Here is a 23,287-nt window from a genome sequence, read left to right as displayed (position 1 = left end):
TTCGTACGTCAGTCGGTGTCAGTGCCCGCCCTTGGGCGAGCGCCAGCGCGCGATGCCCCGGGCGACGAGGTTGAGTGCCATCACGAAGGCGATCAGCACCAGGGCCGCGCCCCAGGCCCGCTGGTACCCGTAGTCGTTGTTGATCTGCGAGTACTGCTGCCAGATGTAGAGCGGGAGCGACTGCTGCGGTCCGTTGAACGGGTCGCTGTTGATGAAGTCGGCGCCGAACACCAGCATCATCACGGGGGCGGTCTCGCCGGTGATGCGGGCGACCGCCAGCATCACACCGGTGGTGATGCCGCCCACGGCCGTGGGCAGGACGATCCGCAGGATGGTCTTCCACCTGGGCACACCGAGCGCGTACGAGGCCTCGCGCAGCTCGTTCGGGACGAGCTTGAGCATCTCCTCGGTCGAGCGGACCACGACCGGCATCATCAGGATCGCCAGCGCGAGGCTGCCCGAGAAGCCGGAGTACTGGAAGCCCAGCACGATGTTCCAGAGCGACAGGACGAACAGGCCGGCGACGACCGACGGGATGCCGGTCATGACGTCGACGAAGAAGGTGACCGCCTTGGCGAGCCGGCCGCGGCCGTACTCCACCAGGTAGACGGCGGTGAGCAGGCCGATCGGCGCGGCGATCAGGGTGGCCAGCAGGACCTGCTCGATGGTGCCGATGATGGCGTGGTAGATGCCGCCGTCCGGGCTGAGGGTCGCGGCGACGCCCTTCATCGAGTGGGTGAGGAAGTTGCCGTCGATCGCGCCGATGCCCTGCTGGACGGTGTACACCGTCAGCGAGACCAGCGGCACCACGGCGCAGATGAAGGAGACCCAGATCAGCGAGGTGGCGAACCGGTCCCGGGCCTGCCGGCGGCCCTCGACGGCGGCCGAGACGCCGTAGCTGACCACCAGGAACAGCAGCGCGGAGATCAGGCCCCACTGCAGGTGGCTCTCCAGCCCGGCGGCGGCGCCGATGCCGCAGCCCAGCGCGATCGAGAGGGCGGTGATGCCGGCCGGCGCCCAGCGGGGCAGCCGGGCCGCGGTCAGCCGGTGGCCGAGCTGGGGCGGCGTGGCGTCGGTGATGGTGGCGGTGGTCACGCGGCGGCCCCCGAGTACTCCTTGCGACGGGCGATGATCATGCGGGCCGCGCCGTTCACCAGCAGGGTGATGACGAACAGGACCAGGCCGGAGGCCATCAGGGCGTCCCGGCCCAGCGGCTGGGCCTCGTTGAACTTCAGCGCGATGTTCTCCGCGAAGGTGCCGCCGCCCGGGTCGAGCAGGTGCAGCGACAGCACGCTGTTGGTGGAGAGCACGGTGGCGACCGCGATGGTCTCGCCGAGCGCGCGGCCCAGGCCGAGCATCGACGCGGAGATGATGCCCGGGCGGCCGAAGGGCAGCACCGCGGTGCGGATCATCTCCCAGCGGGTCGCGCCGAGGGCGAGCGCCGCCTCCTCGTGCATCCGCGGGACCTGCCGGAACACCTCGCGGGTGACGGCGGTGATGATCGGCAGCACCATGATCGCGAGCAGCACGCCGACGGTGAACAGGTTGCGGGCCGGGACGCCGGTGCTGGACTGGTCGAAGACGTACGTCCAGCCGAGGTACTGGTCCATCCAGCTGGTCAGGCCGTCCATGTGCGGGACGAGGAACAGCACGCCCCACAGGCCGTAGACGATGGACGGGACGGCGGCCAGCAGGTCCACCAGGTAGGCGAACGGCTGGGCGATCCGGCGCGGCGCGTAGTGCGAGATGAACAGCGCGATGCCGACCGCGACCGGCACCGCGATCACCATCGCGATCAACGCGCTGACCAGCGTTCCGAAGGTGAGGACGGCGATGCCGAACACCGGCTTCACGCCGTCCGGGGCCCACTCGAAGGTGGTGAGGAAGTTGCCCTCGTTCTTGCCCAGCGCGAGGAAGGAGCGGTAGGCGAGGAAGCCCGCGATGGCGGCCATGATGACCAGCAGCAGGATGCCCGAGCCCCGGGAGAGGTTGAAGAACACGCTGTCGCCGCGGCGGCTGTCGCCCCGGCTGCGTCGAGTCCGTCCCCGCGCGTCGGCGGGGGGTGCAGAAGTCATGGTCGTTTACTCCGGTCTGGCGGCGCTGCCCCGCGGAGGGCGGCACCATGGCGGCGGTGCCCCGGACGTTCTCGTGGTGGGTGGTGCGCTGCGACGGACACCCCGGCCGGGCGGCCCCTCCCCCCTCCTTCGGGGGCCGCCCGGCCGGTCGTCGCCCGGGCTCAGGCCAGGGCGTCGATCTGGGTCTTGACCTTGGCCGCGAGCTCGGTCGGCAGCGGCACGTAGCCGACCGCACCGATGGCCTGCTGGCCGTCGGCGCTGACGGTGTAGTTCAGGAAGGACTTGAGGACCGGCAGGCTGTCGGCCTTGTTGCCCTTGTCGCAGACGATCTCGTAGGTGACCAGGGTCAGCGGGTAGTTGCCCTCGGCCTTGGTCGCGTAGTCGATGTCCAGCGCCAGGTCGGCACCGGTGCCGATGACCTTGGCGGCGGCCAGGGTGGCGGCGGCGTTGGCGGCGGTGGCCTCGACCGGCTTGGAGGCGCCGGTGTTGATCGAGGCGCTGTTCAGCTTGTTGGTCTGGGCGTAGGACAGCTCGACGTAGGAGATCGAGTTCTTGACGCCCTTGACCTGCGAGGCGACGCCGGCGGAGCCGTTCGCGGACTGGCCGCCCTGGCCCGCCCAGGTCTTGGAGGCCGGGTACTTCCAGTTGCCGCCGCCGGCCTTGGCCAGGTAGCCGGTCAGGTTGGCGGTGGTGCCGGAGTCGTCCGAGCGGTGGATCGCCTGGATGTCGGCGGCCGGCAGGTTCACGCCCGCGTTCAGGGCGGCGATCGCCGGGTCGTTCCACTTGGTGATCTGCGCGTCGAAGATCTTCGCCAGGGTCGGGCCGTCCAGGACCAGCTTGTCGACACCCTCGACGTTGAAGACGATCGAGATCAGGCCGCCGACCATCGGGAGGTCGATCGCCTGGCCACCGGTGCAGACGCTCTTGGAGGCGTCGACCTCGGCCGGCTTCAGGGCCGAGTCGGAACCCGCGAAGGCGATCTTGCCCTGGTTGAACTGGGTGACGCCGGCACCGGAGCCGCCGCCGCCGTAGGTCAGGGTGGCGCTGGAGCAGGCGGCGCTGTAGGCGGCCTTCCAGACGTCGATCGCCGGGGTCTGCGCGGTCGAACCCGCGGCCAGCAGCTGGCCGCCCTTGTCGGCGCAGGCGATCTTGGCAGCGGTGGGGGCGGCGGCGCCACCCGAGGCCGACGACGAACCGGTGGTGTTCTTGGTGTTGTCGTCCGTGCCGCAAGCCGAGAGCGACAGCGTGGAGACGAGCGCGACGGCACCGATGGCGAGGGCCTTGGAGCGGCCGTTCCGCAGGTTCACTGGGTGTCCCTTTCTGAGGCAATGCCGGTCTCGGAACGACCGGTTTTGCTGTGGTCCGGGGCCCTTTCGGCCCTCCGGTAACCCAGAAGTTAGGCAGGACAGGTGACGCGTCAGCCCGTCACAAATGAACGGGGAGTGAACCTCGAAGGGACGTCAGGAAACTGCGGCCGGTAGTAACGGTTGCGTCACGGCCCGGGCGCGGGCAGATCACCCGGACGACCGGGGCGGACCACCCGGACGGCCCTCAGCCGAGCAGCAGCTCCAGCAGCGCGTCCACCAGCACCCGGTCGCGCGGGTGGGTCAGCCGCTCCTTGGCCCGCCGCGGCGGCAGCCACTCCAGCCGGTCCACCTCCCGGTTCGGCCGGAACGAGCCGCCCGTCGGCACCGCCGACCAGTATCGGACCTCCTTCGGCCGGCCGTTCGCCAGGTAGTGCTGCACCGGCAGCTCGGGGCCCAGCACGCAGCGCATCCCGGTCTCCTCCAGCACCTCGCGCAGCGCCGCCGTCCGCCAGCCCTCGCCCGGGTCCAGCTTCCCCTTGGGCAGGCTCCAGTCGTCGTACTTGGGCCGGTGCACCAGCGCGATCCGCGGCTTCTTGCGGCCCTTGCCGCCCTTCTTCGGCGGCCCCGGCACCCAGAGCACCGCCCCCGCCGCCAGCACCGTCGAACGGGAGCCCGCCGCCGGACGGCGGTCGAGACGGGCACCGCCCGACCGGGCCGGGGCACGGTCGGGCGGGGAGGAACGATCTGCCATCTGCGGTACGCGGTCCATCCGGGCGGGGGAACGGGGCTCAGTCCGGCAGCGCCGCCGGGCCGACCAGCCCGGGCGCCACCCCCGGCCACTGGCGCCCGAAAGCGTACCGGGCCGACTCGACCTCCAAACGCTGGTCCGCGTGCACCACGCCCAGCACGTACGCCGTCGCCGGGGTGATCCGCGGCGTGCGCGCCGCCGTCGCCACCGTCACCGCCGCGTCCGACGCCTCCTGGTGCCGCGCCAGCACCCCGTCCAGCTCGGCCAGGCCCTCGCCCGGCGCCCCGCACACCTCCAGCGCGTACCTGGCCCGCTTCACCAGGATCCGGGCCCGCAGCCACGGCGCGTCGTCCGCCGCCAGCGCCGCGTCCGCGTCCGCCGCCGTCCGCGCCGCCGGCACCCCGGGCGGCTCCTCCTCCACCGCGCCCAGCCGGTGCAGGCCCGCCCCGCCGTACGCCTGCGCCGACCGCTGCCACGGCAGCCGCTCGCCCGCCCCAGCAGCGCCCCAGCGCCGCCGCGGTCCGCGGCAGCAGCGCCGCCGCCGGCTCCGCGGCCGCCGGCGCCACCAGCGGCACGTCCCCCGCCAGCAGCGTCATCCGGTCCGCCAGCGCGTGCAGCCGGGCCGAGCGCAGCTCCTGCAGCAGCACGGTGTGCGCCCTGGTCCTGGCCAGCGTGAGCTGTCGCTCCAGCAGCGCCCGGGCCTTGGGCGCGCCCGCGTGCCCGGCCAGCATTCCCGCCCCGTCCGGCGAGGTGTCGGCCAGCGAGTCCAGCGCGCCCAGCAGCCGCACCGCCCGCCGCCGGCAGCCCGGCTCCCGCGCCAGCAGGTCGAGCAGCCAGCGCAGCTCGGTGCGCGACTCCTGCGCCCACTGCGGGTCGAACGCCGCCCCGAAGGTGTGCAGCACCCCGCCGACCCGGCGCACCGCGCGCAGCAGGTCGTCCGCGGCCCGCGCCGACGCCGGGAGCGCCCCCGGTCTGGACCCCGCCTCGCCGACCGCCTGCGGCAGGGCGCGCAGGAACGCGCCCGCCTGGACGGTCAGGTAGCCGGCAAGGACCTCCCCGGCGGTCGCGGCGCGCGCCACCGGAGCCGTCGTCGGCGCATCGGTCATGGCTGTGGCTCTCCCCGATCTCCTCCCTGGGCCTGCCCCAGGGGTGCAGTCCGCCCGCGCCGGGAGGCCCGGCGCGGGCGGGGTGCCGCTCAGCGCGCGGCGGCGGAGCCGCGGTTGCGGCGGCGCGAGTCGATCAGCAGGTCCTGGACGTGGCGCAGCGGCCGTCCCTCGGCGTCCTGCGCGTGCCTGGTCCAGGTGCCGTCGGCGCCCAGGTGCCAGGAGTCGGTCTCGTCCGAGACGCCCAGCTCCAGCAGCCCGTTCAGCTCGGCCCGGTGCGCCGGGTCGGTGACCCGCACCAGCGCCTCGATCCGGCGGTCCAGGTTGCGGTGCATCATGTCGGCGCTGCCGATCCACACCTCCGGGTCGCCGCCGTTGCCGAACACGAACACCCGCGAGTGCTCCAGGAACCGCCCGAGTATCGACCGCACCCGGACGTTCTCGCTCAGCCCGGGCACGCCCGGCCGGATCGCGCAGATGCCGCGCACCCACACGTCCACCGGCACCCCGGCCTGCGAGGCCCGGTACAGCGCGTCGATCACCACCTCGTCGACGATCGAGTTGACCTTGACCTTGACGAAGGCCGGCCGCCCGGCCCGGTGGTGCGCGATCTCCCCGTTGATCCGCGCCACCAGCCCGTCCCGCAGCCCGCGCGGCGCGGTCAGCAGCCGCCGGTACGACTCGCGCCGCGAGTAGCCCGACAGCCGGTTGAACAGGTCCGACAGGTCCGCGCCGACCTGCTGGTCCGCCGTCAGCAGGCCCAGGTCCTCGTACAGCCGGGCCGTCTTCGGGTGGTAGTTGCCGGTGCCCACGTGCGAGTACCGGCGCAGCGTGTCGCCCTCCTGGCGGACCACCAGCGAGAGCTTGCAGTGCGTCTTCAGCCCGACCAGGCCGTACACCACGTGGCAGCCGGACTCCTCCAGCTTCCGGGCCCACTTGATGTTCGCCTGCTCGTCGAACCGGGCCTTGATCTCCACCAGCACCAGCACCTGCTTGCCGGACTCGGCCGCGTCGATCAGCGCGTCCACGATCGGCGAGTCACCGGAGGTGCGGTACAGCGTCTGCTTGATCGCCAGCACGTGCGGGTCCGCGGCGGCCTGCTCCAGGAACGCCTGCACCGAGGTGGAGAACGAGTCGTACGGGTGGTGCAGCAGCACGTCCCGCTCGCGCATCGCCGCGAAGATGTCCGGCAGCGTCGCCGACTCCACGTCGGTCAGCCCGCGCGCCGTGCCCGCCACGAACTTCGGGTACCGCAGCTCCGGCCGGTCCAGGTCGGCGATCCCGAACAGCCCGGTCAGGTCCAGCGGCCCGGGCAGCGGGAAGACCTCCGCCTCGGTGATGTTCAGCTCCCGCACCAGCAGGTCCAGGATGTACGGGTCGATCGACTCCTCGACCTCCAGGCGCACCGGCGGGCCGAAGCGGCGCCGCATCAGCTCCTTCTCCAGCGCCTTCAGGATGTTCTCGGTGTCGTCCTCCTCCACCTCCAGGTCCTCGTTGCGGGTGACCCGGAACGCGTGGTGGGCGAGCACCTCCATCCCCGGGAACAGCTCCTCCAGGTGCGCCCCCATCACGTCCTCCAGCGGCACGTACCGCTGCGGCGACGCCTCCAGGAACCGGGACAGCGACTGCGGGACCTTCACCCGGGCGAAGTGCTTGTGCCCCGACACCGGGTTGCGCACCACCACCGCCAGGTTCAGCGACAGCCCCGATATGTACGGGAACGGGTGCGCCGGGTCGACCGCCAGCGGCGTCAGGACCGGGAAGATCTGCTGCCGGAACAGCGTGTGCAGCCGGGCCTGCTCGGCCTCCGCCAGATCCGGCCAGCGCACCAGCTCGATGCCCTCGGACGCCAGGTCCGGCAGCACCTCCTGCTGGAACGTCGCCGCGTGACGCGCCATCAGCTCGCGCGAACGCCGCCAGATCAGGTCCAGCACCTCGCGCGGCTGCAGGCCGGACGCCGAGCGCTGCGCCACCCCGGTGGCGATCCGGCGCTTGAGGCCGGCCACCCGCACCATGAAGAACTCGTCCAGGTTGGACGCGAAGATCGCCAGGAACTTGGCCCGCTCCAGCAGCGGGATGTCCGGGTCCTCCGCGAGCTCCAGCACCCGCTCGTTGAACGCCAGCCAGCTGCGCTCGCGGTCCAGGAACCGGCCCTGCGGCAGCTCGGCCTCCTCCGCGCCCGCGGCGCCCGCGGCGCCCGCCTGGAAGGCCGCCGACACCGCCGCGGGCAGCGCCGTCGCCGCCCGCACCGGATCGGCCGGGGCCCCGGACTCCGCCCCGGGGACGGCCGCCTCCTTGGGCTCGACCGCCTTCGGCTCGACCGTCTTGGGCTCGACCGCCTTGGCCTTGCCGCGCGACGGCACCGCGCGCGGCCGCGCCTCCTTGCCGGACTCCTTGCCCGCGTCCTTGCCGGCGGCGACCCTGCCGCCGGCACCGGACCCGGACCTGACACCCGACCGCGCGGCCGGCTTCTGCTCACTGCTGCGCTCGGCCGAACCGGCCGAGTCGGAGACGGGGCGGGGGATGCTCATCGGTTCCAGCTCCTCCTGCAGGACGCGGCCCCGGTGGGGCGAAGGGCATGACTCCGCAAGCTGGTCGTCCTCGTCGACCCAGGTCCACCCGCCCGGGGAGGCCGGGACCCGCCCGGGCGGGCGGTGGGTGGAGCGGTGACGCGGACGCGGCAATACGGACGACATTCTGTGATCTTCGCGGCGTCAATTGAATCCACGGTAAACACCGCATGGCCGGGAGGAAAGCTGAGTCCGTCGCCCCTGTGGCTGCGGGCGGACGTCCCCCTCCGCCCGCGTTCGGCCAGCTCAGCGCGGGCCGGACGGCTCCCACCGGTACATCAGGTCGACCTCGTGGACGGCGAAACCCGACCGTTCGTACACCCGGACAGCCGCCGCGTTGTCCGCGTCCACGTACAGCATCACCGTCGGCAGGCCACGCTCCAGCACCAGGTGCCGCAGGCCCACCGCCGTCAACGCCTTACCCAGGCCATTACCCTGCTCGGCCGGATCCACCCCCACCACGTACACCTCGCCCAGACCGTCCGGCTGGGTCTTCGTCCAGTGGTAGCCCACCAGCCGGCCGTCCCGCTCCGCCAGGAAGAAGCCCTTCGGGTCGAACCACGGCTCGGCGATCCGCTCCGCCAGGTCGCGCTCCGTCCAGGAGCCCTGCTCCGGGTGGTGCGCGAAGGCCAGCGCGTTCAGCGCCAGCCAGGCCGCCTCGTCCCGGCCCGGCTCGAACGTCCGCAGCTCCACGCCGGCCGGCAGCGGCACCGCGTCCGGCGCCGGCGCGGTGCGCCGCATCTGCCGCAGCTCGCGCACCAGCACCGCCCCGTGCACCTCCGCCAGGTGCCGGGCCGCCGGGAGGCCGCCGTGCGCCCAGAAGTCCAGCCCGTCGGCGGCCCCGGCCCCCGCCAGCACCTCGCGCACCAGCGCGCCGCCCAGCCCGGCCGCGCTCGGCCGGCGCCACCGTCAGCTCCACCGTCCCCGGCCCGGCGCCCTCGACCTGCGCGTAGCCGACCACCGCCCCGTCCACCGACTGCACCAGGTGCCGCACCCCCTCGCGCGGGCTGTCCGGCCGGATCCGCAGCCGTCCGGCCTCCGACACCGCCTCCCGCCCGTCCGCCCGGGCCGCCGCCGCGAGCAGCTCCCGCACCGCACCCGCCTGCTCCGGCGTCAGCACCTCGACCCGCTCGACCCGGTCCGCACCTGACGTGTTCTCAGAAGTCCGCATACCGGCGAGCGTACGTTCTCCGCCCCGGTTTCCGTACGGGTGCTCCCCCCGGCCCCCGGCCGCCGGCCAGGCCGCCAGCGCCAGTTCGGCCGTCGCCGTCAGCTCCGCCGCGTCCGCCCCGTCCCTGGCCCGCTGCGACATGCCCTGCAGCACCGCCCCGAAGTACCGCGCCAGCACCGCCGGGGAGGCCCCCGGCGGCAGCTCGCCCAGCCGCTCGGCGTCCGTCAGCCGCTCCTCGAACAGCCGCAGGCTCATCGCCCGCCGCCCGCGCAGGAACGTCGCCACCTCCTCGTCCTGGGCCGTGACGTTGGCGGCCGCGCAGATCACCAGGCAGCCCGCCGGGTGCTCCGGGTCCGAGTAGATCCGCGCCGCCTCCCGCAGGACCCGGGCGAACGCCGCCCGCGCCGACGCCTCCTCGGCCAGCGCCACCGCCAGGAACTCCCCCTCCGGCGAGTGCCCGTACGCCTCCACCACCTCGCGGAACAGCGCCGCCTTGTCGCCGAACGCCGCGTACAGGCTGCCCGGCTTGATCCCCATCGCCCCGGTCAACTCGCCCACCGAGGTGGCCTGGTAGCCGCGCTCCCAGAACAGCCTGGTCGCCGCCGCCAGCACCTCCGCCCGGTCGAAGGCCGGCGGGCGGCCCCGCTTGGCCGTTGCGCCGTTCGTGCCCGCCGTCTCCGCTGCTGCCATGCCAGCCATTTTAGAGCGGTCGCTCAAGAAAGGTGCCGGGGCGTGCTAGCTTCCTTCTTGAGCGATCACTCAAGAAATGGGTGACGCCAGGAGAAGGGGGACCCGTCATGTCCGCACGCCCGCTCGACGGCAAGACCGCCCTGGTCACCGGAGCCTCTCGGGGCATCGGCCGCGCCATCGCCGAACGCCTCGCCCGGGACGGCGCCACCGTCGCCCTCGGCTACGCCCGCGACCACGCCGCCGCCACCGCCGTCCTCGACCGCATCCACAGCCGCGGCGGCCGCGCCTTCCCCGTCCACGCTCCGCTCGGCACCCACGGCGATGCCACCCGCCTCTGGGCCGCGTACGACCTCGCCCGGGCCGGCCACCTCGACGACGGGGGCGTGGACATCCTGGTCAACAACGCCGGGATCGGCCGCAGCGCCGCCCTCGCCGACCTCACCGAGCAGGACTTCGACGAGGTTTTCGCCGTCAACGTCCGCGCCCCGTTCTTCCTCGTCCAGCAGGCCCTGCCGCGCCTGCGCGACGGCGGACGCGTCATCAACGTCTCCAGCGGCGCGGCCCGCATCGCGATGCCCGAGATCATCGCTTACGCCGCGACCAAGGGCGCACTGGACACCTTCACCCTCAACCTCGCGAAGGAACTCGGCCCCCGCGGCATCACCGCCAACTCCGTCCACCCCGGCATCGTCGACACCGACGTCAACGCCGCCTGGCTCCGCGACGACCCCGCCGCCCGGGCCCGGGCCGCCTCCCTCGCCGCCCTGGGCCGCGTCGCCGAACCCGACGACATCGCCGACGTCGTCGCCTTCCTCGCCTCCCACGACGCCCGCTGGGTCACCGGGAGGATCATCGACGCCACCGGTGGCTCCGGACTCTGACGAGCGCTCGGCTCCAGCCGCGACAGGTTCCAGCCGCGGCGGGTCCGGAAATGCAGAAAGGGCCCCAGCCTGACGGCTGGAGCCCTTTCCTGAATGATTGTTCGGCGGCGTCCTACTCTCCCACAGGGTCCCCCCTGCAGTACCATCGGCGCTGTGAGGCTTAGCTTCCGGGTTCGGAATGTAACCGGGCGTTTCCCTCACGCTATGACCACCGAAACACGGTGAAACTTGTCGCCGCCCACCCGCCCGCCGGAGCGGGGGTGGGGGTCGTTGTTTCAGAACAACACAGTGGACGCGAGCAACTGAGGACAAGCCCTCGGCCTATTAGTACCGGTCAACTCCACCCCTCACAGGGCTTCCATATCCGGCCTATCAACCCAGTCGTCTACTGGGAGCCTTACCCTCTCAAGGAGGTGGGAGTGCTCATCTCGAAGCAGGCTTCCCGCTTAGATGCTTTCAGCGGTTATCCCTCCCGAACGTAGCCAACCAGCCATGCCCTTGGCAGGACAACTGGCACACCAGAGGTTCGTCCGTCCCGGTCCTCTCGTACTAGGGACAGCCCTTCTCAACACTCCTACGCGCACAGCGGATAGGGACCGAACTGTCTCACGACGTTCTAAACCCAGCTCGCGTACCGCTTTAATGGGCGAACAGCCCAACCCTTGGGACCTACTCCAGCCCCAGGATGCGACGAGCCGACATCGAGGTGCCAAACCATCCCGTCGATATGGACTCTTGGGGAAGATCAGCCTGTTATCCCCGGGGTACCTTTTATCCGTTGAGCGACGGCGCTTCCACAAGCCACCGCCGGATCACTAGTCCCTACTTTCGTACCTGCTCGACCCGTCAGTCTCACAGTCAAGCTCCCTTGTGCACTTACACTCAACACCTGATTGCCAACCAGGCTGAGGGAACCTTTGGGCGCCTCCGTTACCCTTTAGGAGGCAACCGCCCCAGTTAAACTACCCACCAGACACTGTCCCTGATCCGGATCACGGACCCAGGTTAGACATCCAGCACGACCAGAGTGGTATTTCAACGTCGACTCCACCCGAACTGGCGTCCGGGTCTCACAGTCTCCCACCTATCCTACACAAGCCGAACCGAACACCAATATCAAGCTATAGTAAAGGTCCCGGGGTCTTTCCGTCCTGCTGCGCGAAACGAGCATCTTTACTCGTAATGCAATTTCACCGGGCCTGTGGTTGAGACAGTCGAGAAGTCGTTACGCCATTCGTGCAGGTCGGAACTTACCCGACAAGGAATTTCGCTACCTTAGGATGGTTATAGTTACCACCGCCGTTTACTGGCGCTTAAGTTCTCAGCTTCGCCCGACCGAAGTCGGACTAACCGGTCCCCTTAACGTTCCAGCACCGGGCAGGCGTCAGTCCGTATACATCGCCTTACGGCTTCGCACGGACCTGTGTTTTTAGTAAACAGTCGCTTCTCGCTGGTCTCTGCGGCCACCACCAGCTCGGGGAGAAAATCCCGTCACCAGCAATGGCCCCCCTTCTCCCGAAGTTACGGGGGCATTTTGCCGAGTTCCTTAACCACAGTTCACCCGAACGCCTCGGTATTCTCTACCTGACCACCTGAGTCGGTTTGGGGTACGGGCCGCCATGAAACTCGCTAGAGGCTTTTCTCGACAGCATAGGATCATCCACTTCACCACAATCGGCTCGGCATCAGGTCTCAGACTATGTGCTGCGCGGATTTGCCTACGCAACGTCCTACACCCTTACCCCGGGACTACCACCGCCCGGGCTGGACTACCTTCCTGCGTCACCCCATCGCTCACCTACTACAGGCTCGGACCGGCGGCTCCACCACGTCCCATCGTCCGAAGACTCCGGGCCGGCTTCACGGCCTTAGCATCACCTGGTTCGACGTTGGCGCTTCAAAGCGGGTACGGGAATATCAACCCGTTGTCCATCGACTACGCCTGTCGGCCTCGCCTTAGGTCCCGACTTACCCTGGGCAGATCAGCTTGACCCAGGAACCCTTGGTCAATCGGCGCAAGAGTTTCCCACTCTTGTATCGCTACTCATGCCTGCATTCTCACTCGTGAACCGTCCACAACTCGATTCCTCGGCTGCTTCACCCGGCACACGACGCTCCCCTACCCATCACAGCCTCCGTTGGGAGTATTGCTGCAATGACACGACTTCGGTGGTGTGCTTGAGCCCCGCTACATTGTCGGCGCGGAATCACTTGACCAGTGAGCTATTACGCACTCTTTCAAGGGTGGCTGCTTCTAAGCCAACCTCCTGGTTGTCTCTGCGACTCCACATCCTTTCCCACTTAGCACACGCTTAGGGACCTTAGTCGGTGTTCTGGGCTGTTTCCCTCTCGACCATGGAGCTTATCCCCCACAGTCTCACTGCCGCGCTCTCACTTACCGGCATTCGGAGTTTGGCTAAGGTCAGTAACCCGGTGAGGCCCATCGCCTATCCAGTGCTCTACCTCCGGCAAGAAACACACGACGCTGCACCTAAATGCATTTCGGGGAGAACCAGCTATCACGGAGTTTGATTGGCCTTTCACCCCTAACCACAGGTCATCCCCCAGGTTTTCAACCCTGGTGGGTTCGGTCCTCCACGAAGTCTTACCTCCGCTTCAACCTGCCCATGGCTAGATCACTCCGCTTCGGGTCTTGGGCATGCAACTCGAACGCCCTATTCGGACTCGCTTTCGCTACGGCTACCCCACACGGGTTAACCTCGCTACACACCGCAAACTCGCAGGCTCATTCTTCAAAAGGCACGCAGTCACAGCCCGAAGGCTGCCCCCACGGCTTGTAGGCACACGGTTTCAGGTACTATTTCACTCCGCTCCCGCGGTACTTTTCACCATTCCCTCACGGTACTATCCGCTATCGGTCACCAGGGAATATTTAGGCTTAGCGGGTGGTCCCGCCAGATTCACACGGGATTTCTCGGGCCCCGTGCTACTTGGGAGAAGCTCAAGCGAGCCGTACAGATTTCGTCTACGGGGGTCTTACCCTCTACGCCGGACCTTTCGCATGTCCTTCGACTACCCATACGGTTTCTGACTCGCCCAGCCGCCGGCAGACGACTGAAGAACTTTCCCACAACCCCTCGAGCGCAACCCCTGCCGGGTCTCACACGCTCAAGGTTTGGCCTCATCCGGTTTCGCTCGCCACTACTCCCGGAATCACGGTTGTTTTCTCTTCCTGCGGGTACTGAGATGTTTCACTTCCCCGCGTTCCCTCCACATACCCTATGTGTTCAGGTATGGGTGACAGCCCATGACGACTGCCGGGTTTCCCCATTCGGACACCCCCGGATCAAAGCTCGGTTGACAGCTCCCCGGGGCCTATCGCGGCCTCCCACGTCCTTCATCGGTTCCTGGTGCCAAGGCATCCACCGTGCGCCCTTAAAAACTTGGCCACAGATGCTCGCGTCCACTGTGCAGTTCTCAAACAACGACCAGACATCCACCCTCGGGAGCATGACGCACCCTCAAGTGAAGCCGGCATCCCAGAGACAACGGCAAGCCGTTCCCTCAGGACCCAACAACGTGCCCGGCCCAGGACCATCACCCACACGTTCCACGCCGAAGCAGTACTAGTGGGGCTCACGCCCTGTGCCGAATAGTCAACGTTCCACCCATGAGCAACCGTGCGAGACATTCGCTCGCATCCGGCCGTGTGCTCCTTAGAAAGGAGGTGATCCAGCCGCACCTTCCGGTACGGCTACCTTGTTACGACTTCGTCCCAATCGCTGGTCCCACCTTCGACGGCTCCTCCCCTTGCGGGTTAGGCCACCGGCTTCGGGTGTTACCGACTTTCGTGACGTGACGGGCGGTGTGTACAAGGCCCGGGAACGTATTCACCGCAGCATGCTGATCTGCGATTACTAGCAACTCCAACTTCATGGGGTCGAGTTGCAGACCCCAATCCGAACTGAGACCGGCTTTTTGGGATTCGCTCCGCCTCACGGCATCGCAGCCCTTTGTACCGGCCATTGTAGCACGTGTGCAGCCCAAGACATAAGGGGCATGATGATTTGACGTCGTCCCCACCTTCCTCCGAGTTGACCCCGGCAGTCTCCTGTGAGTCCCCGACATTACTCGCTGGCAACACAGAACAAGGGTTGCGCTCGTTGCGGGACTTAACCCAACATCTCACGACACGAGCTGACGACAACCATGCACCACCTGTACACCGACCACAAGGGGGCGCCTATCTCTAGACGTTTCCGGCGTATGTCAAGCCTTGGTAAGGTTCTTCGCGTTGCGTCGAATTAAGCCACATGCTCCGCTGCTTGTGCGGGCCCCCGTCAATTCCTTTGAGTTTTAGCCTTGCGGCCGTACTCCCCAGGCGGGGAACTTAATGCGTTAGCTGCGGCACCGACGACGTGGAATGTCGCCAACACCTAGTTCCCAACGTTTACGGCGTGGACTACCAGGGTATCTAATCCTGTTCGCTCCCCACGCTTTCGCTCCTCAGCGTCAGTAATGGCCCAGAGATCCGCCTTCGCCACCGGTGTTCCTCCTGATATCTGCGCATTTCACCGCTACACCAGGAATTCCGATCTCCCCTACCACACTCTAGCCTGCCCGTATCGAATGCAGACCCGGGGTTAAGCCCCGGGCTTTCACATCCGACGCGACAGGCCGCCTACGAGCTCTTTACGCCCAATAATTCCGGACAACGCTCGCACCCTACGTATTACCGCGGCTGCTGGCACGTAGTTAGCCGGTGCTTCTTCTGCAGGTACCGTCACTTGCGCTTCTTCCCTGCTGAAAGAGGTTTACAACCCGAAGGCCGTCATCCCTCACGCGGCGTCGCTGCATCAGGCTTTCGCCCATTGTGCAATATTCCCCACTGCTGCCTCCCGTAGGAGTCTGGGCCGTGTCTCAGTCCCAGTGTGGCCGGTCGCCCTCTCAGGCCGGCTACCCGTCGTCGCCTTGGTAGGCCATTACCCCACCAACAAGCTGATAGGCCGCGGGATCATCCTGAACCGCCGGAGCTTTCCACCGACCCCCATGCGGGAGACGGTCGTATCCGGTATTAGACCTCGTTTCCAAGGCTTGTCCCAGAGTTCAGGGCAGATTCCCCACGTGTTACTCACCCGTTCGCCACTGATCCACCCCGAAGGGCTTCACCGTTCGACTTGCATGTGTTAAGCACGCCGCCAGCGTTCGTCCTGAGCCAGGATCAAACTCTCCGTGAATGCTTCTCACGAAAGAGCGGCACGGCAACCACCGGAATAAGGCGGCCCCGCGCACTGCGTCCTCGCTAGTGATACTTCATAAAGGAACCTCCAACCCCGACAAGATGTCGAGGCCGGGGATGTCAACATATCTGGCGTTGACTTTTGGCACGCTGTTGAGTTCTCAAGGAACGGATGCTTCCTTCGAGCCGCATTCCTGCGGACCCTCTGGGCGCTTCGTTCTTTCGTGTTTCCAGCTTATCAGATCCGAGCCTGTGCTCTTTCCCGACTCGCTTTCGTCTTCTGCGGCTTGACGCCCCGTCCGACGTTTCAAACTCTAGCCGATCCCCGCTCCGCAAAGCGAATCGGCCGCAATCTCCGGAAAAGCGCACGCCGACAATACGAACGGGGACGCGAAAAGGACGCGACCCGTCACGGATCACCGAACTGGTTTCTCAGGGGATTGGCCGCCCCGGGACCGTCCACACAGATGCGTGTCCGGTGCTCCCTGTCAGGCAACTCGAAGAACTCTACACACCTGCGGGCTCGGGATCAAGGGGCACCTGAAAGACCAGTACCGCGACGTCGTCGTCGTGCTCCGCGGTGACGCCGAGGGCGCGCAGGAGGCGGGAGCAGACGGTGTCGGGGGTGCCGACGGGGCCGGTGAGGGTGTGGGCGAGGTGGTCGATGCCCTGGTCGATGTCCTGGTCCCGGCGTTCGACCAGGCCGTCGGTGTAGAGGACGCCGGTGGTGCCGGGGAGGAGGCGCAGGGTGTGGGAGAGGTGGCCGGCGCCGCCGGTTCCGAGCGGCGGGCCGTTCTGCTCCTCGCCGCGCAGGACGGTGCCGTCGGGGCCGCGCAGGAGGAGGGGGAGGTGGCCGGCCGAGGCGTAGACGAGGGTGGTGGCGGTCGGGTCCCAGACGGCGTAGGTGCAGGTGGCGATCTGGTTGGCGTCGATCTCCATGGCGAGGCCGTCGAGGAGCGTCATCACCTCGTGCGGGGGGAGGTCGAGGCGGGCGTAGGCGCGGACGGCGGTGCGGAGCTGGCCCATGACGGCGGCGGCGCGCAGGCCGCGGCCCATGACGTCGCCGATGACGAGTGCGGTGCGTCCGCCGCCGAGGCCGATGACGTCGTACCAGTCGCCGCCGACCGCGGCGTCGGCTCCGCCGGGTTGGTAGGTGGCGGCGACGTGGAGGTCGGCGGGCTGTTCGAGCTTCTGCGGGAGGAGGCTGTGCTGGAGGGTGACGGCGGCCTCGCGCTGGCGGCGTTCGGCCTCGCGGAGGCGGCCGGCGGACTGGACCTGGTCGGTGACCTCGGTGGCGAAGACCAGGACGCCGGCGGGGGCGGCGTGCTCGTCGGGGCCGAGCGGGACGCAGGCGATGTTGTAGTAGCGGTTGCCGCCGAGGCCGAGGATGCAGCGGGACTTCACGCTGCGCGGGCGTCCGCTGCGCAGGACCTGGTCGAGCAGCGGGAGCACGCCGAGGGTGGCGAGTTCGGGGAGGGACTCGGCGGCGGGGCGGCCGGGGGTGCGGGCGCCGAACAGGTCGCGGTAGGCCTGGTTGGCGTAGCCGAGCTGGTGCCGGGGGCCGTGGGTGAGGGCGACGGGGGCGGGCAGGCGGCGCAGGACCTCGCGCAGGTCGTAGAGCTGCTCGGCGTCACGGAGACCGGGGACGGCCGGGTCGCGCGGGCCGGGGACGGTGACGGGTTCGTCCGCGGTGGCGGGGGTGGCCCGCCGGGCGGCTCCGGTGAGCCGGGCGCTCCAGCGCATGAGGTTCAACGTCGGCCGCTTCCTCGGGACTGATGGGGGTGGTGCCTGCAGGGTGGGCGACTGCGGTGTGATGATCACAATGGGTACGTGTTACTGCACTCGCCGTGATGGCTCCGTCGGGTTGATCCTGTCAGGCTCAGGTGTGATTCCGGAAGTCGAGCCCCCGGTACGGCGCGTTTCGGAACGCGCGCGCCGGGGAGTGCGCTCCTGGGCGAGAGGCGAGAGGCGACGGTGCTGTGCTGCGGGCGGCGAAGCGGCTGCGGCGGGCGGCCGCGGGTGTCAGGTGCCGGGACCGGTGGTGAAACCGGACTCGAACTCGGCCCGGGGGTGCTCGATGGTGCCCAGCGAGACGATCTCGCGCTGGAAGAGGCCGCCGAACAGCCAGTCCGTCAGCACCCGGATCCGGCGCTCCCGGGTCGGCAGGCGGCGCAGTTGGCGGGCCCGGTGCAGCCACCAGGCGCGACGGCCGGTGAGCCGGGTGCCGCGCTTGGTGTGGGCGACGGCGCGGCGCAGGCCGAGCGAGGTGGAGCAGGCGGGGTGCTCGGGCCGGTAGGCGGTGAGCGGGCGGCCGGCCAGTTCGGCGGCGAGGTTCTCGGCGAGCAGCCTGGCCTGGGCGAGGGCGTGCTGGGCGTTGGGGGCGCAGGGTTCGCCGGTGTGGTCGGGGACGGCGGCGCAGTCCCCGGCGGCCCAGGCGTCGGGCAGGGGGGTGCCGTCGGGGGCGGCGATCCGCAGGGTGGGCAGGCAGGTGATCCGGCCGGTGCCGTCGAGCGGGAGGTCGGTGAGCGAGAGCACGGGGGCGGGGCGGATGCCGGCCGTCCAGACCAGGGTGCGGGCGGCGAAGCGGCTGCCGTCGGAGAGCAGCATCAGCCGGTCGGTGGCGGACTCCAGGGTGGTGGAGAGCCGGACGTCGATGGTGCGCTCGCGCAGTTCGGCGAGGGTGTGGGCGGCGAGTTCGGGGGTCTCCTCGCCGAGGATGCGGTCCTTGGCCTCGACCAGGACCCAGCGCAGGTCGTCGGGGTCGAGGTTGTGGTAGCCCTTGGTGGCGGTGCGGGCCATGTCCTCCAGTTCGGCGAGCGCGCCGACGCCCGCGTAGCCGGCCCCGACGAAGACGAACGTCAGTGCGGCGTGCCGGAGTTCGGGGTCACGGGTGGAGGAGGCCAGGTCGAGCTGTTCCAGCACGTGGTTGCGCAGGGCGACCGCCTCGCCGACGGTGGCGAACCCCATGCCGTGCTCGGCGAGGCCGGGCACCGGGGAGGTGCGGGAGACCGAGCCGGGGGCCATCACCAGGACGTCGTACGGGACTTCGGTGGGCAGCCGGAGCTCGCCGCGCGGGGCGGCGTCCACCCAGGCGGTGCGGGTGGCGTGGTCGATCCGGGTGACCCGGGCGGTGAGCACCCGGCAGTCGGGGAGCGCGGTGCGCAGCGGGACCACCACGTGGCGCGGGTCGATGGAGCCCGCGGCGACCTCGGCCAGCAGCGGCTGGAAGGTCAGGTAGGGCTGCGGTTCGACGATCGTCAGTTCGATCCGACGGTCCTTCAACTGGGCGCGCAGCAACTGCTGGAGGCGCAGCGCGGCGCTCAGTCCGGCGCAGCCGCCGCCGATGATCAGGACTCGAATGGGGCACCTCCGGCCGGCCCTGGGGCTGTGACCCGTTTCACGTTCCCCCTATGACGCACCCGCGGGTGGTCTCTTGTCCACAGTCCGGGCCGGATCGGGCCGAATCCGGTTACCGGAGCGGGCCCCGGAACGCACCGCGCCGCCCCGGCCGGCGGACGGCGGGAGCGGCGCAGTGAGCGCGGGGGGGGGAGGGGGTCCTCAGCGGTAGTCCTGTCGGACGGTCTGGTCGCCGTGGCCGGTGACGATCTCCGCCATGTTGTTCAGGGAGACGGTGGGGGTCCGGGTGTCGCCCTCGCCGCGGTAGTTCCAGTAGTCGGAGTGCGAGTCGAAGCTCATGGCTGGGCCGGGGTCGACGGCGAAGCGGTTGCCGCCGAACTCCTTGCTCGCCGGGTCCTGGCCGAACCAGAGCTCGTGCTCGTCCGTGTAGTGTCCGCCGACCCAGCCCAGGCCGGCGCCGACGACCATGCCGGCCGGTCCGCCGCCGATGCCGGCGACCGCTCCGGCGCCCATGCCGGTGGTCTCGTTCTCGCTCGGCAGGTGGGTGACCGGGTCGTTCTCCGCCGCGCCGACCCAGACGTGCTGGGGGTCGATGCCGAGCTGGTCGGCGCGCTGGGCGCCGGTGCCGGGGCTGCCCACCAGGATGATGTCGTCGACGGGGATGCCGCCCGGGCGCTGCGCGGCCTGGCCGACGGTGAACGAGCCGTACGAGTGCCCGAGGGCGGTCATGTGCGCGGGCTCGCCCTCGTGGGTGGCCCGCAGGCCCTGCAGGAAGCCCTGGTACGCCTCGCCGCCCTGCGCGGCCCGTTCGGTGCCCGCGACGGTGAGGCTCTCGGTGGCGACGCCCTTCAACTGCGGGGCGTCGTAGCCGATCCAGGTGATCGAGGCGACGTCCTTGCTCGGGTCGGCGGTGTGCGAGGCGGACCACAGGTCCTTGGCGCGGTCGCCGTCGCCCCCGCCGATGCCGCCGATCTTGGTGCCGAGGCCGGGCACGTAGGAGACGACGTCGGTGGCGGTGTCCGGGTTGCCGAAGGAGATCGCGGCCCGGCCCTGGCCGACCGTGTCGACGGCGAGCAGGTAGGGCCGGGGGTTCTGCTCCGGTGCGTCGTGGTGCAGCCGGTCCTCGTCGGCCAGCCGCTCCTTGATCTTCCGGAAGCCGTCCAGCTGCTCCTGCTCGTCCGGGCTGAGGTCGGTGCGGCTCTCCAGGCCGGCGATCGTCCGGTCGAGGTTGATCCGGTTGGCCTGGTCGCGGGCGGGGGACGGGATGCCGTCGAGGTTGCCGATCTCGTGGGGGTGGTTGCGGACCAGCCGCTGCTGCTCCTCCGGGGGGAGCCCCTGCCACCAGGCGTTGACCGCGTCCGGGGAGGTGCCCTTGGCGGGGATGGACTTCTCGACCAGGTCCTCGCTGTAGATGCCCGCCATCCGGTCGAGCACCACCTGGCCCGGGCTGAGGCCGGTGCCGGTGCGGGCGTTGTCGGTGAAGGTGCGCAGCCGGTCGGAGACGGACCGGTCGGCCTGTTCGGCCTCGTCCAGGGCCTGGGCGATCCGGGCGCTGTAGGCGGCCGCGGCGGTCTCGCGGAACTGGTCCCGGACCATCTGGTCGATGGTGGTGCCCTGCCCTGGGTCGGACCGGCCGGACGGGTCGGACGCGCCCCAGGAGACCGAGCCGTCCTGGCCCACCCGGTAGCCCTCGGCGGCCGCGTCCTTCAGGAGGGTGTCGAGCTTGTTCTGGGCGAGCAGGAAGGCTTCGGCCCCTTCGCGCAGGATCGGGGCGATCATGTGCAGTTCCTGGGAGGCCGCGTCCAGCTTGGTGGTGGTGGCCCGCAGGGACGTCCCGGCGCTGTCGGCGGCGCTGCCGGTCCAGCCGGAGCCGTCGACCCGGCCTTCGACCCCGTTGGCCCAGGTGCTGCGGTGGTCGGCGAAGGCCGCCGAGAGCCGGGTGTAGGCGTCCGCCGCCGCGAACAGGGCGTCGGGGCGGGCGTCCTGGAGGGTCTGGATGTCCATCAGAGGCCTCGCGCCGGGGCGTTGAGGTCGAACGAGTCCGGGTCGGCGGTCTGTTCGACGTGGTGGACCTGGAAGTCGAGCCGGGGGTCGCGGCCGGGGGCCTGCCCGGGGCGGGCGGCCTGCTCCGGCGGGAGGAGGTGCGGCTGGGTGGTGACCTGCCGGCCGTCGAAGGCGTTGCGCAGCAGCCGCTCCTCCAGCGGGTTCGCCCGGCCGGGGGTGCCGGTGCCGGTGCCGGTGGGGGCCGGGGGGCCGGCCGGGCCGGAGCGGGCCCGGACGTCGGAGCCGGCGGTGCCCAGGCCCTGGTTCGCCTCGTCCTCGCCCTTGCGGTAGTTGGCGGCGGTCCGGATCAACTTGCCGCCCTGGGAGTCCATTTCCCGGGAGAGGTCGTCGAGCAGGCGCTTCCACTCGTCGGTGCAGGCGTTGAGTTCGATGGCGGTGCGCCAGCCGCGCAGACCGTTCTCCGCCCGGTCGGAGGCGGCGAGGACGCCGCCGGTCTCGCCGGGGACGGCGGCCGCGGTCTCCTGCGCGGTGCGGCCCGCCTGTTCCAGTTGCTCGGGGGCGACGGCGAATCCGGTGCCCCCGCTCCCTCCCGGTTCGAGTTGCTGTAGCGCCATCGTGCCCCCCATGGACTCGGCGGTGTGTTCGATCGCCGTGCGAACGTGTCGGTCACGCTAGCGGTGGAACGGATGTGGCAGAAGTGAGAACGTGTACCGCCGATCGTTGCCGCAGACTCGAAGCGGTACCTTTCGGGCGATCTGACGGAGAGTCAAGATCCGGCAAAGGAAGGCGAGTCGGGGCGAAGGCAGGCGTTCCGCACCCGATCCTCGGGTTGTGATTCGTCTCACGTGGGCCCGCGGGTGGTGCGTGAGGGGATTTGTCCGCACACGGGGGCTCGGATCGGACCGGTCCGGTGTTCCGAGTGGTCCACTTCTGCGGCGAACTTCCCTGAACTATGGTCGGATTGTGATTCGGACCGCCGATGGTGCCGGTCCGTTCGCCCTGGACCTGGTGGCACTGACGCGGACTGCACGGGAGCCATCCGGGGAAGGTAGTGCGCGGACGTCGGACCACGGCCGGTGTCGGCAGCGCACACCAGGGGGCGCAGTAGCCGTTCGGGTACCCGGGACGGGGTGCCTCGGGGGAGGTTGGGCATGTCGGAGCAGGATCAGTTGACGGGTCGGGGGCCGGTCGCGGCGTTCGGGCGGACCACGGTGGACGTGGTGCCGGAGCAGCGCGGCCCCGACGAGCGGGAGCGGTACGGCTTCCCCGGCGGCGAGCGCCCGGACGGGGCGGGGCGCGGCGCGGGCTCGCGCCTGCGGGTGGACGCCCGGCGGAACCTGGAGAGCGTGCTGCGGGCCGCCCGCGAGGTGTTCGGCGAACTCGGCTACGGGGCGCCGATGGAGGAGGTCGCCCGGCGGGCCGGGGTCGGCGTGGGCACCGTGTACCGGCGCTTCCCCAGCAAGGAGGTGCTGGTCCAGCGGATTGCCGCCGAGGAGGTCTCCTGGCTGACCACCCAGGCCCGGGAGTCGCTGTACGGCGGGCTCACCGGCCCGTGGGACGCGCTGGCGGGCTTCTTGCAGCGGGCGGCCGCCTCGGGCGCCGGCCGGCTGCTGCCGCCGGAGGCGTTCCGGTACGCCGAGGAGATCGGCCGGGTCCCCGAGCAGCGCGGCACCGAGCTGCGGGCGTTCGGCGGCGCGCCGGTCGCCGAGGGCGAGCAGAGCGCGGACCCGCGGCTGCTGCTGCAACTGCTGGCGGCGCTGGTGGCCCGGGCCGGCGCGGCCGGGGAGCTGCGCCCCGGGGTGACGGTGGCCGACGTGGTCCTGGTGCTGACGGCGGCGGTGCCGGTGCACGCCTCGGCGGCCGTCCCGCTCCGGGAGGGCGAGACCGAGGGCGGGGCCGGGCACCGGCTGCTGCAGATCCTGCTGCAGGGGCTGCGCGCGGCCTGACCCGCCGCACCGGGAGGGAAGTTGACGCACCGTACGGGTGAGGACGCCGGGAAGCGGGTCCGGGGCCGGGCGGGGCGCACCGTTCGGGTGACGGAGGGCCGCCCGGCGCAGGGGCCGGAACGGAAGCGGCACGGAACGTTCCGGGTACGCGCGGTGCCTGCGCCGCCGAGGCCCGAACACTTCCGCGAACGGAGGCCCGGACGAGTGGGCCGGTGCGGACCCGGCTACCGGTGGT

At 70.0% G+C, this 23,287-nt stretch carries 12 protein-coding genes, 3 rRNA genes and 4 pseudogenes; 3 read left to right on the top strand and 16 right to left on the bottom strand.

What is annotated here, in order from left to right; genetic code table 11:
• Positions 1-18: 18 nt before the first annotated feature.
• The 8 genes and pseudogenes from pstA to mshD form a co-directional block, all read right to left on the bottom strand.
• Positions 19-1,080: a phosphate ABC transporter permease PstA gene (gene pstA, locus HUT16_RS19910; RefSeq protein WP_254898332.1), complete on the bottom strand. Its 1,062-nt coding sequence runs from the start codon at positions 1,078-1,080 to the stop codon at positions 19-21.
• An 11-nt stretch (positions 1,081-1,091) separates the two neighbouring features.
• Complete coding sequence (gene pstC, locus HUT16_RS19905) at positions 1,092-2,075, bottom strand: phosphate ABC transporter permease subunit PstC (RefSeq protein WP_176189473.1); 984 nt, start codon at positions 2,073-2,075, stop codon at positions 1,092-1,094.
• A 161-nt stretch (positions 2,076-2,236) separates the two neighbouring features.
• Entirely contained in the window at positions 2,237-3,382 is a 1,146-nt protein-coding gene (pstS, locus tag HUT16_RS19900) for a phosphate ABC transporter substrate-binding protein PstS (RefSeq protein ID WP_176189472.1), read from the bottom strand.
• A 244-nt stretch (positions 3,383-3,626) separates the two neighbouring features.
• Positions 3,627-4,133, bottom strand: coding sequence for an NUDIX hydrolase (locus HUT16_RS19895; RefSeq protein WP_176189471.1), 507 nt, complete (start codon positions 4,131-4,133; stop codon positions 3,627-3,629).
• Positions 4,134-4,170: 37 nt separating this feature from the next.
• A complete protein-coding gene (locus HUT16_RS38380; protein ID WP_254897894.1) occupies positions 4,171-4,530 on the bottom strand; it encodes a hypothetical protein in 360 nt (119 codons plus the stop codon).
• 160 nt (positions 4,531-4,690) lie between these two features.
• Positions 4,691-5,236, bottom strand: a pseudogene (locus HUT16_RS38375) (CHAD domain-containing protein); the annotation flags it as partial.
• An 89-nt stretch (positions 5,237-5,325) separates the two neighbouring features.
• Positions 5,326-7,764, bottom strand: coding sequence for an RNA degradosome polyphosphate kinase (locus HUT16_RS19885; RefSeq protein WP_254897893.1), 2,439 nt, complete (start codon positions 7,762-7,764; stop codon positions 5,326-5,328).
• A 285-nt stretch (positions 7,765-8,049) separates the two neighbouring features.
• Positions 8,050-8,974, bottom strand: a pseudogene (mshD, locus tag HUT16_RS19880) (mycothiol synthase).
• A 139-nt stretch (positions 8,975-9,113) separates the two neighbouring features.
• On the opposite strand from mshD, the gene HUT16_RS39820 reads away from it, so the two are divergent.
• Positions 9,114-9,335, top strand: coding sequence for a hypothetical protein (locus HUT16_RS39820; RefSeq protein WP_368662752.1), 222 nt, complete (start codon positions 9,114-9,116; stop codon positions 9,333-9,335).
• 122 nt (positions 9,336-9,457) lie between these two features.
• Here the strand turns inward: HUT16_RS39820 and HUT16_RS39815 are convergent.
• A pseudogene (locus tag HUT16_RS39815) lies at positions 9,458-9,664 on the bottom strand (TetR/AcrR family transcriptional regulator); the annotation flags it as partial.
• Positions 9,665-9,771: 107 nt separating this feature from the next.
• Here HUT16_RS39815 and HUT16_RS19870 point away from each other — a divergent pair.
• Positions 9,772-10,545, top strand: a complete 774-nt coding sequence (locus HUT16_RS19870; RefSeq protein ID WP_176189470.1) for an SDR family oxidoreductase — start codon at positions 9,772-9,774, stop codon at positions 10,543-10,545.
• A 99-nt stretch (positions 10,546-10,644) separates the two neighbouring features.
• Here HUT16_RS19870 and rrf read toward each other — a convergent pair.
• The 7 genes and pseudogenes from rrf to HUT16_RS19835 form a co-directional block, all read right to left on the bottom strand.
• A 5S ribosomal RNA gene (gene rrf / locus HUT16_RS19865) occupies positions 10,645-10,761 on the bottom strand.
• An 88-nt stretch (positions 10,762-10,849) separates the two neighbouring features.
• A 23S ribosomal RNA gene (locus HUT16_RS19860) occupies positions 10,850-13,955 on the bottom strand.
• A 271-nt stretch (positions 13,956-14,226) separates the two neighbouring features.
• Positions 14,227-15,743, bottom strand: a 16S ribosomal RNA gene (locus tag HUT16_RS19855).
• The 16S, 23S and 5S rRNA genes sit together here, the layout of an rRNA operon.
• A gap of 536 nt (positions 15,744-16,279) precedes the next feature.
• A pseudogene (locus tag HUT16_RS19850) lies at positions 16,280-17,497 on the bottom strand (PP2C family protein-serine/threonine phosphatase); the annotation flags it as partial.
• Positions 17,498-17,767: 270 nt separating this feature from the next.
• A complete protein-coding gene (locus HUT16_RS19845; RefSeq protein WP_176192764.1) occupies positions 17,768-19,096 on the bottom strand; it encodes an NAD(P)/FAD-dependent oxidoreductase in 1,329 nt (442 codons plus the stop codon).
• A 207-nt stretch (positions 19,097-19,303) separates the two neighbouring features.
• Positions 19,304-21,106: an alpha/beta hydrolase gene (locus HUT16_RS19840; protein WP_176189468.1), complete on the bottom strand. Its 1,803-nt coding sequence runs from the start codon at positions 21,104-21,106 to the stop codon at positions 19,304-19,306.
• A complete protein-coding gene (locus HUT16_RS19835; protein ID WP_176189467.1) occupies positions 21,106-21,720 on the bottom strand; it encodes a hypothetical protein in 615 nt (204 codons plus the stop codon). Before HUT16_RS19835 ends, HUT16_RS19840 begins: the two co-directional genes overlap by 1 nt.
• Before the next feature lie 537 nt (positions 21,721-22,257).
• Between HUT16_RS19835 and HUT16_RS19830 the strand changes: the two genes are divergently transcribed.
• Positions 22,258-23,052, top strand: coding sequence for a TetR/AcrR family transcriptional regulator (locus HUT16_RS19830; RefSeq protein ID WP_176189466.1), 795 nt, complete (start codon positions 22,258-22,260; stop codon positions 23,050-23,052).
• Positions 23,053-23,287 lie beyond the last annotated feature (235 nt).

It is taken from the genome of Kitasatospora sp. NA04385, from assembly GCF_013364235.1.
Classification (GTDB): Bacteria; Actinomycetota; Actinomycetes; order Streptomycetales; family Streptomycetaceae; genus Kitasatospora.
This window is presented reverse-complemented; position numbering and strand designations above follow the sequence as displayed.

Excerpts from the sequence above, each read along its gene's own strand:
- HUT16_RS19830 (WP_176189466.1), top strand. The coding sequence starts at position 22,258 with ATGTCGGAGCAGGATCAGTTGACGGGTCGGGGGCCGGTCGCGGCGTTC.
- HUT16_RS19885 (WP_254897893.1), bottom strand. The coding sequence starts at position 7,764 with ATGAGCATCCCCCGCCCCGTCTCCGACTCGGCCGGTTCGGCCGAGCGC.
- HUT16_RS19895 (WP_176189471.1), bottom strand. The coding sequence starts at position 4,133 with ATGGCAGATCGTTCCTCCCCGCCCGACCGTGCCCCGGCCCGGTCGGGC.
- HUT16_RS19870 (WP_176189470.1), top strand. The coding sequence starts at position 9,772 with ATGTCCGCACGCCCGCTCGACGGCAAGACCGCCCTGGTCACCGGAGCC.
- pstC (WP_176189473.1), bottom strand. The coding sequence starts at position 2,075 with ATGACTTCTGCACCCCCCGCCGACGCGCGGGGACGGACTCGACGCAGC.
- HUT16_RS19835 (WP_176189467.1), bottom strand. The coding sequence starts at position 21,720 with ATGGCGCTACAGCAACTCGAACCGGGAGGGAGCGGGGGCACCGGATTC.
- HUT16_RS19840 (WP_176189468.1), bottom strand. The coding sequence starts at position 21,106 with ATGGACATCCAGACCCTCCAGGACGCCCGCCCCGACGCCCTGTTCGCG.
- HUT16_RS39820 (WP_368662752.1), top strand. The coding sequence starts at position 9,114 with ATGCCCTGCAGCACCGCCCCGAAGTACCGCGCCAGCACCGCCGGGGAG.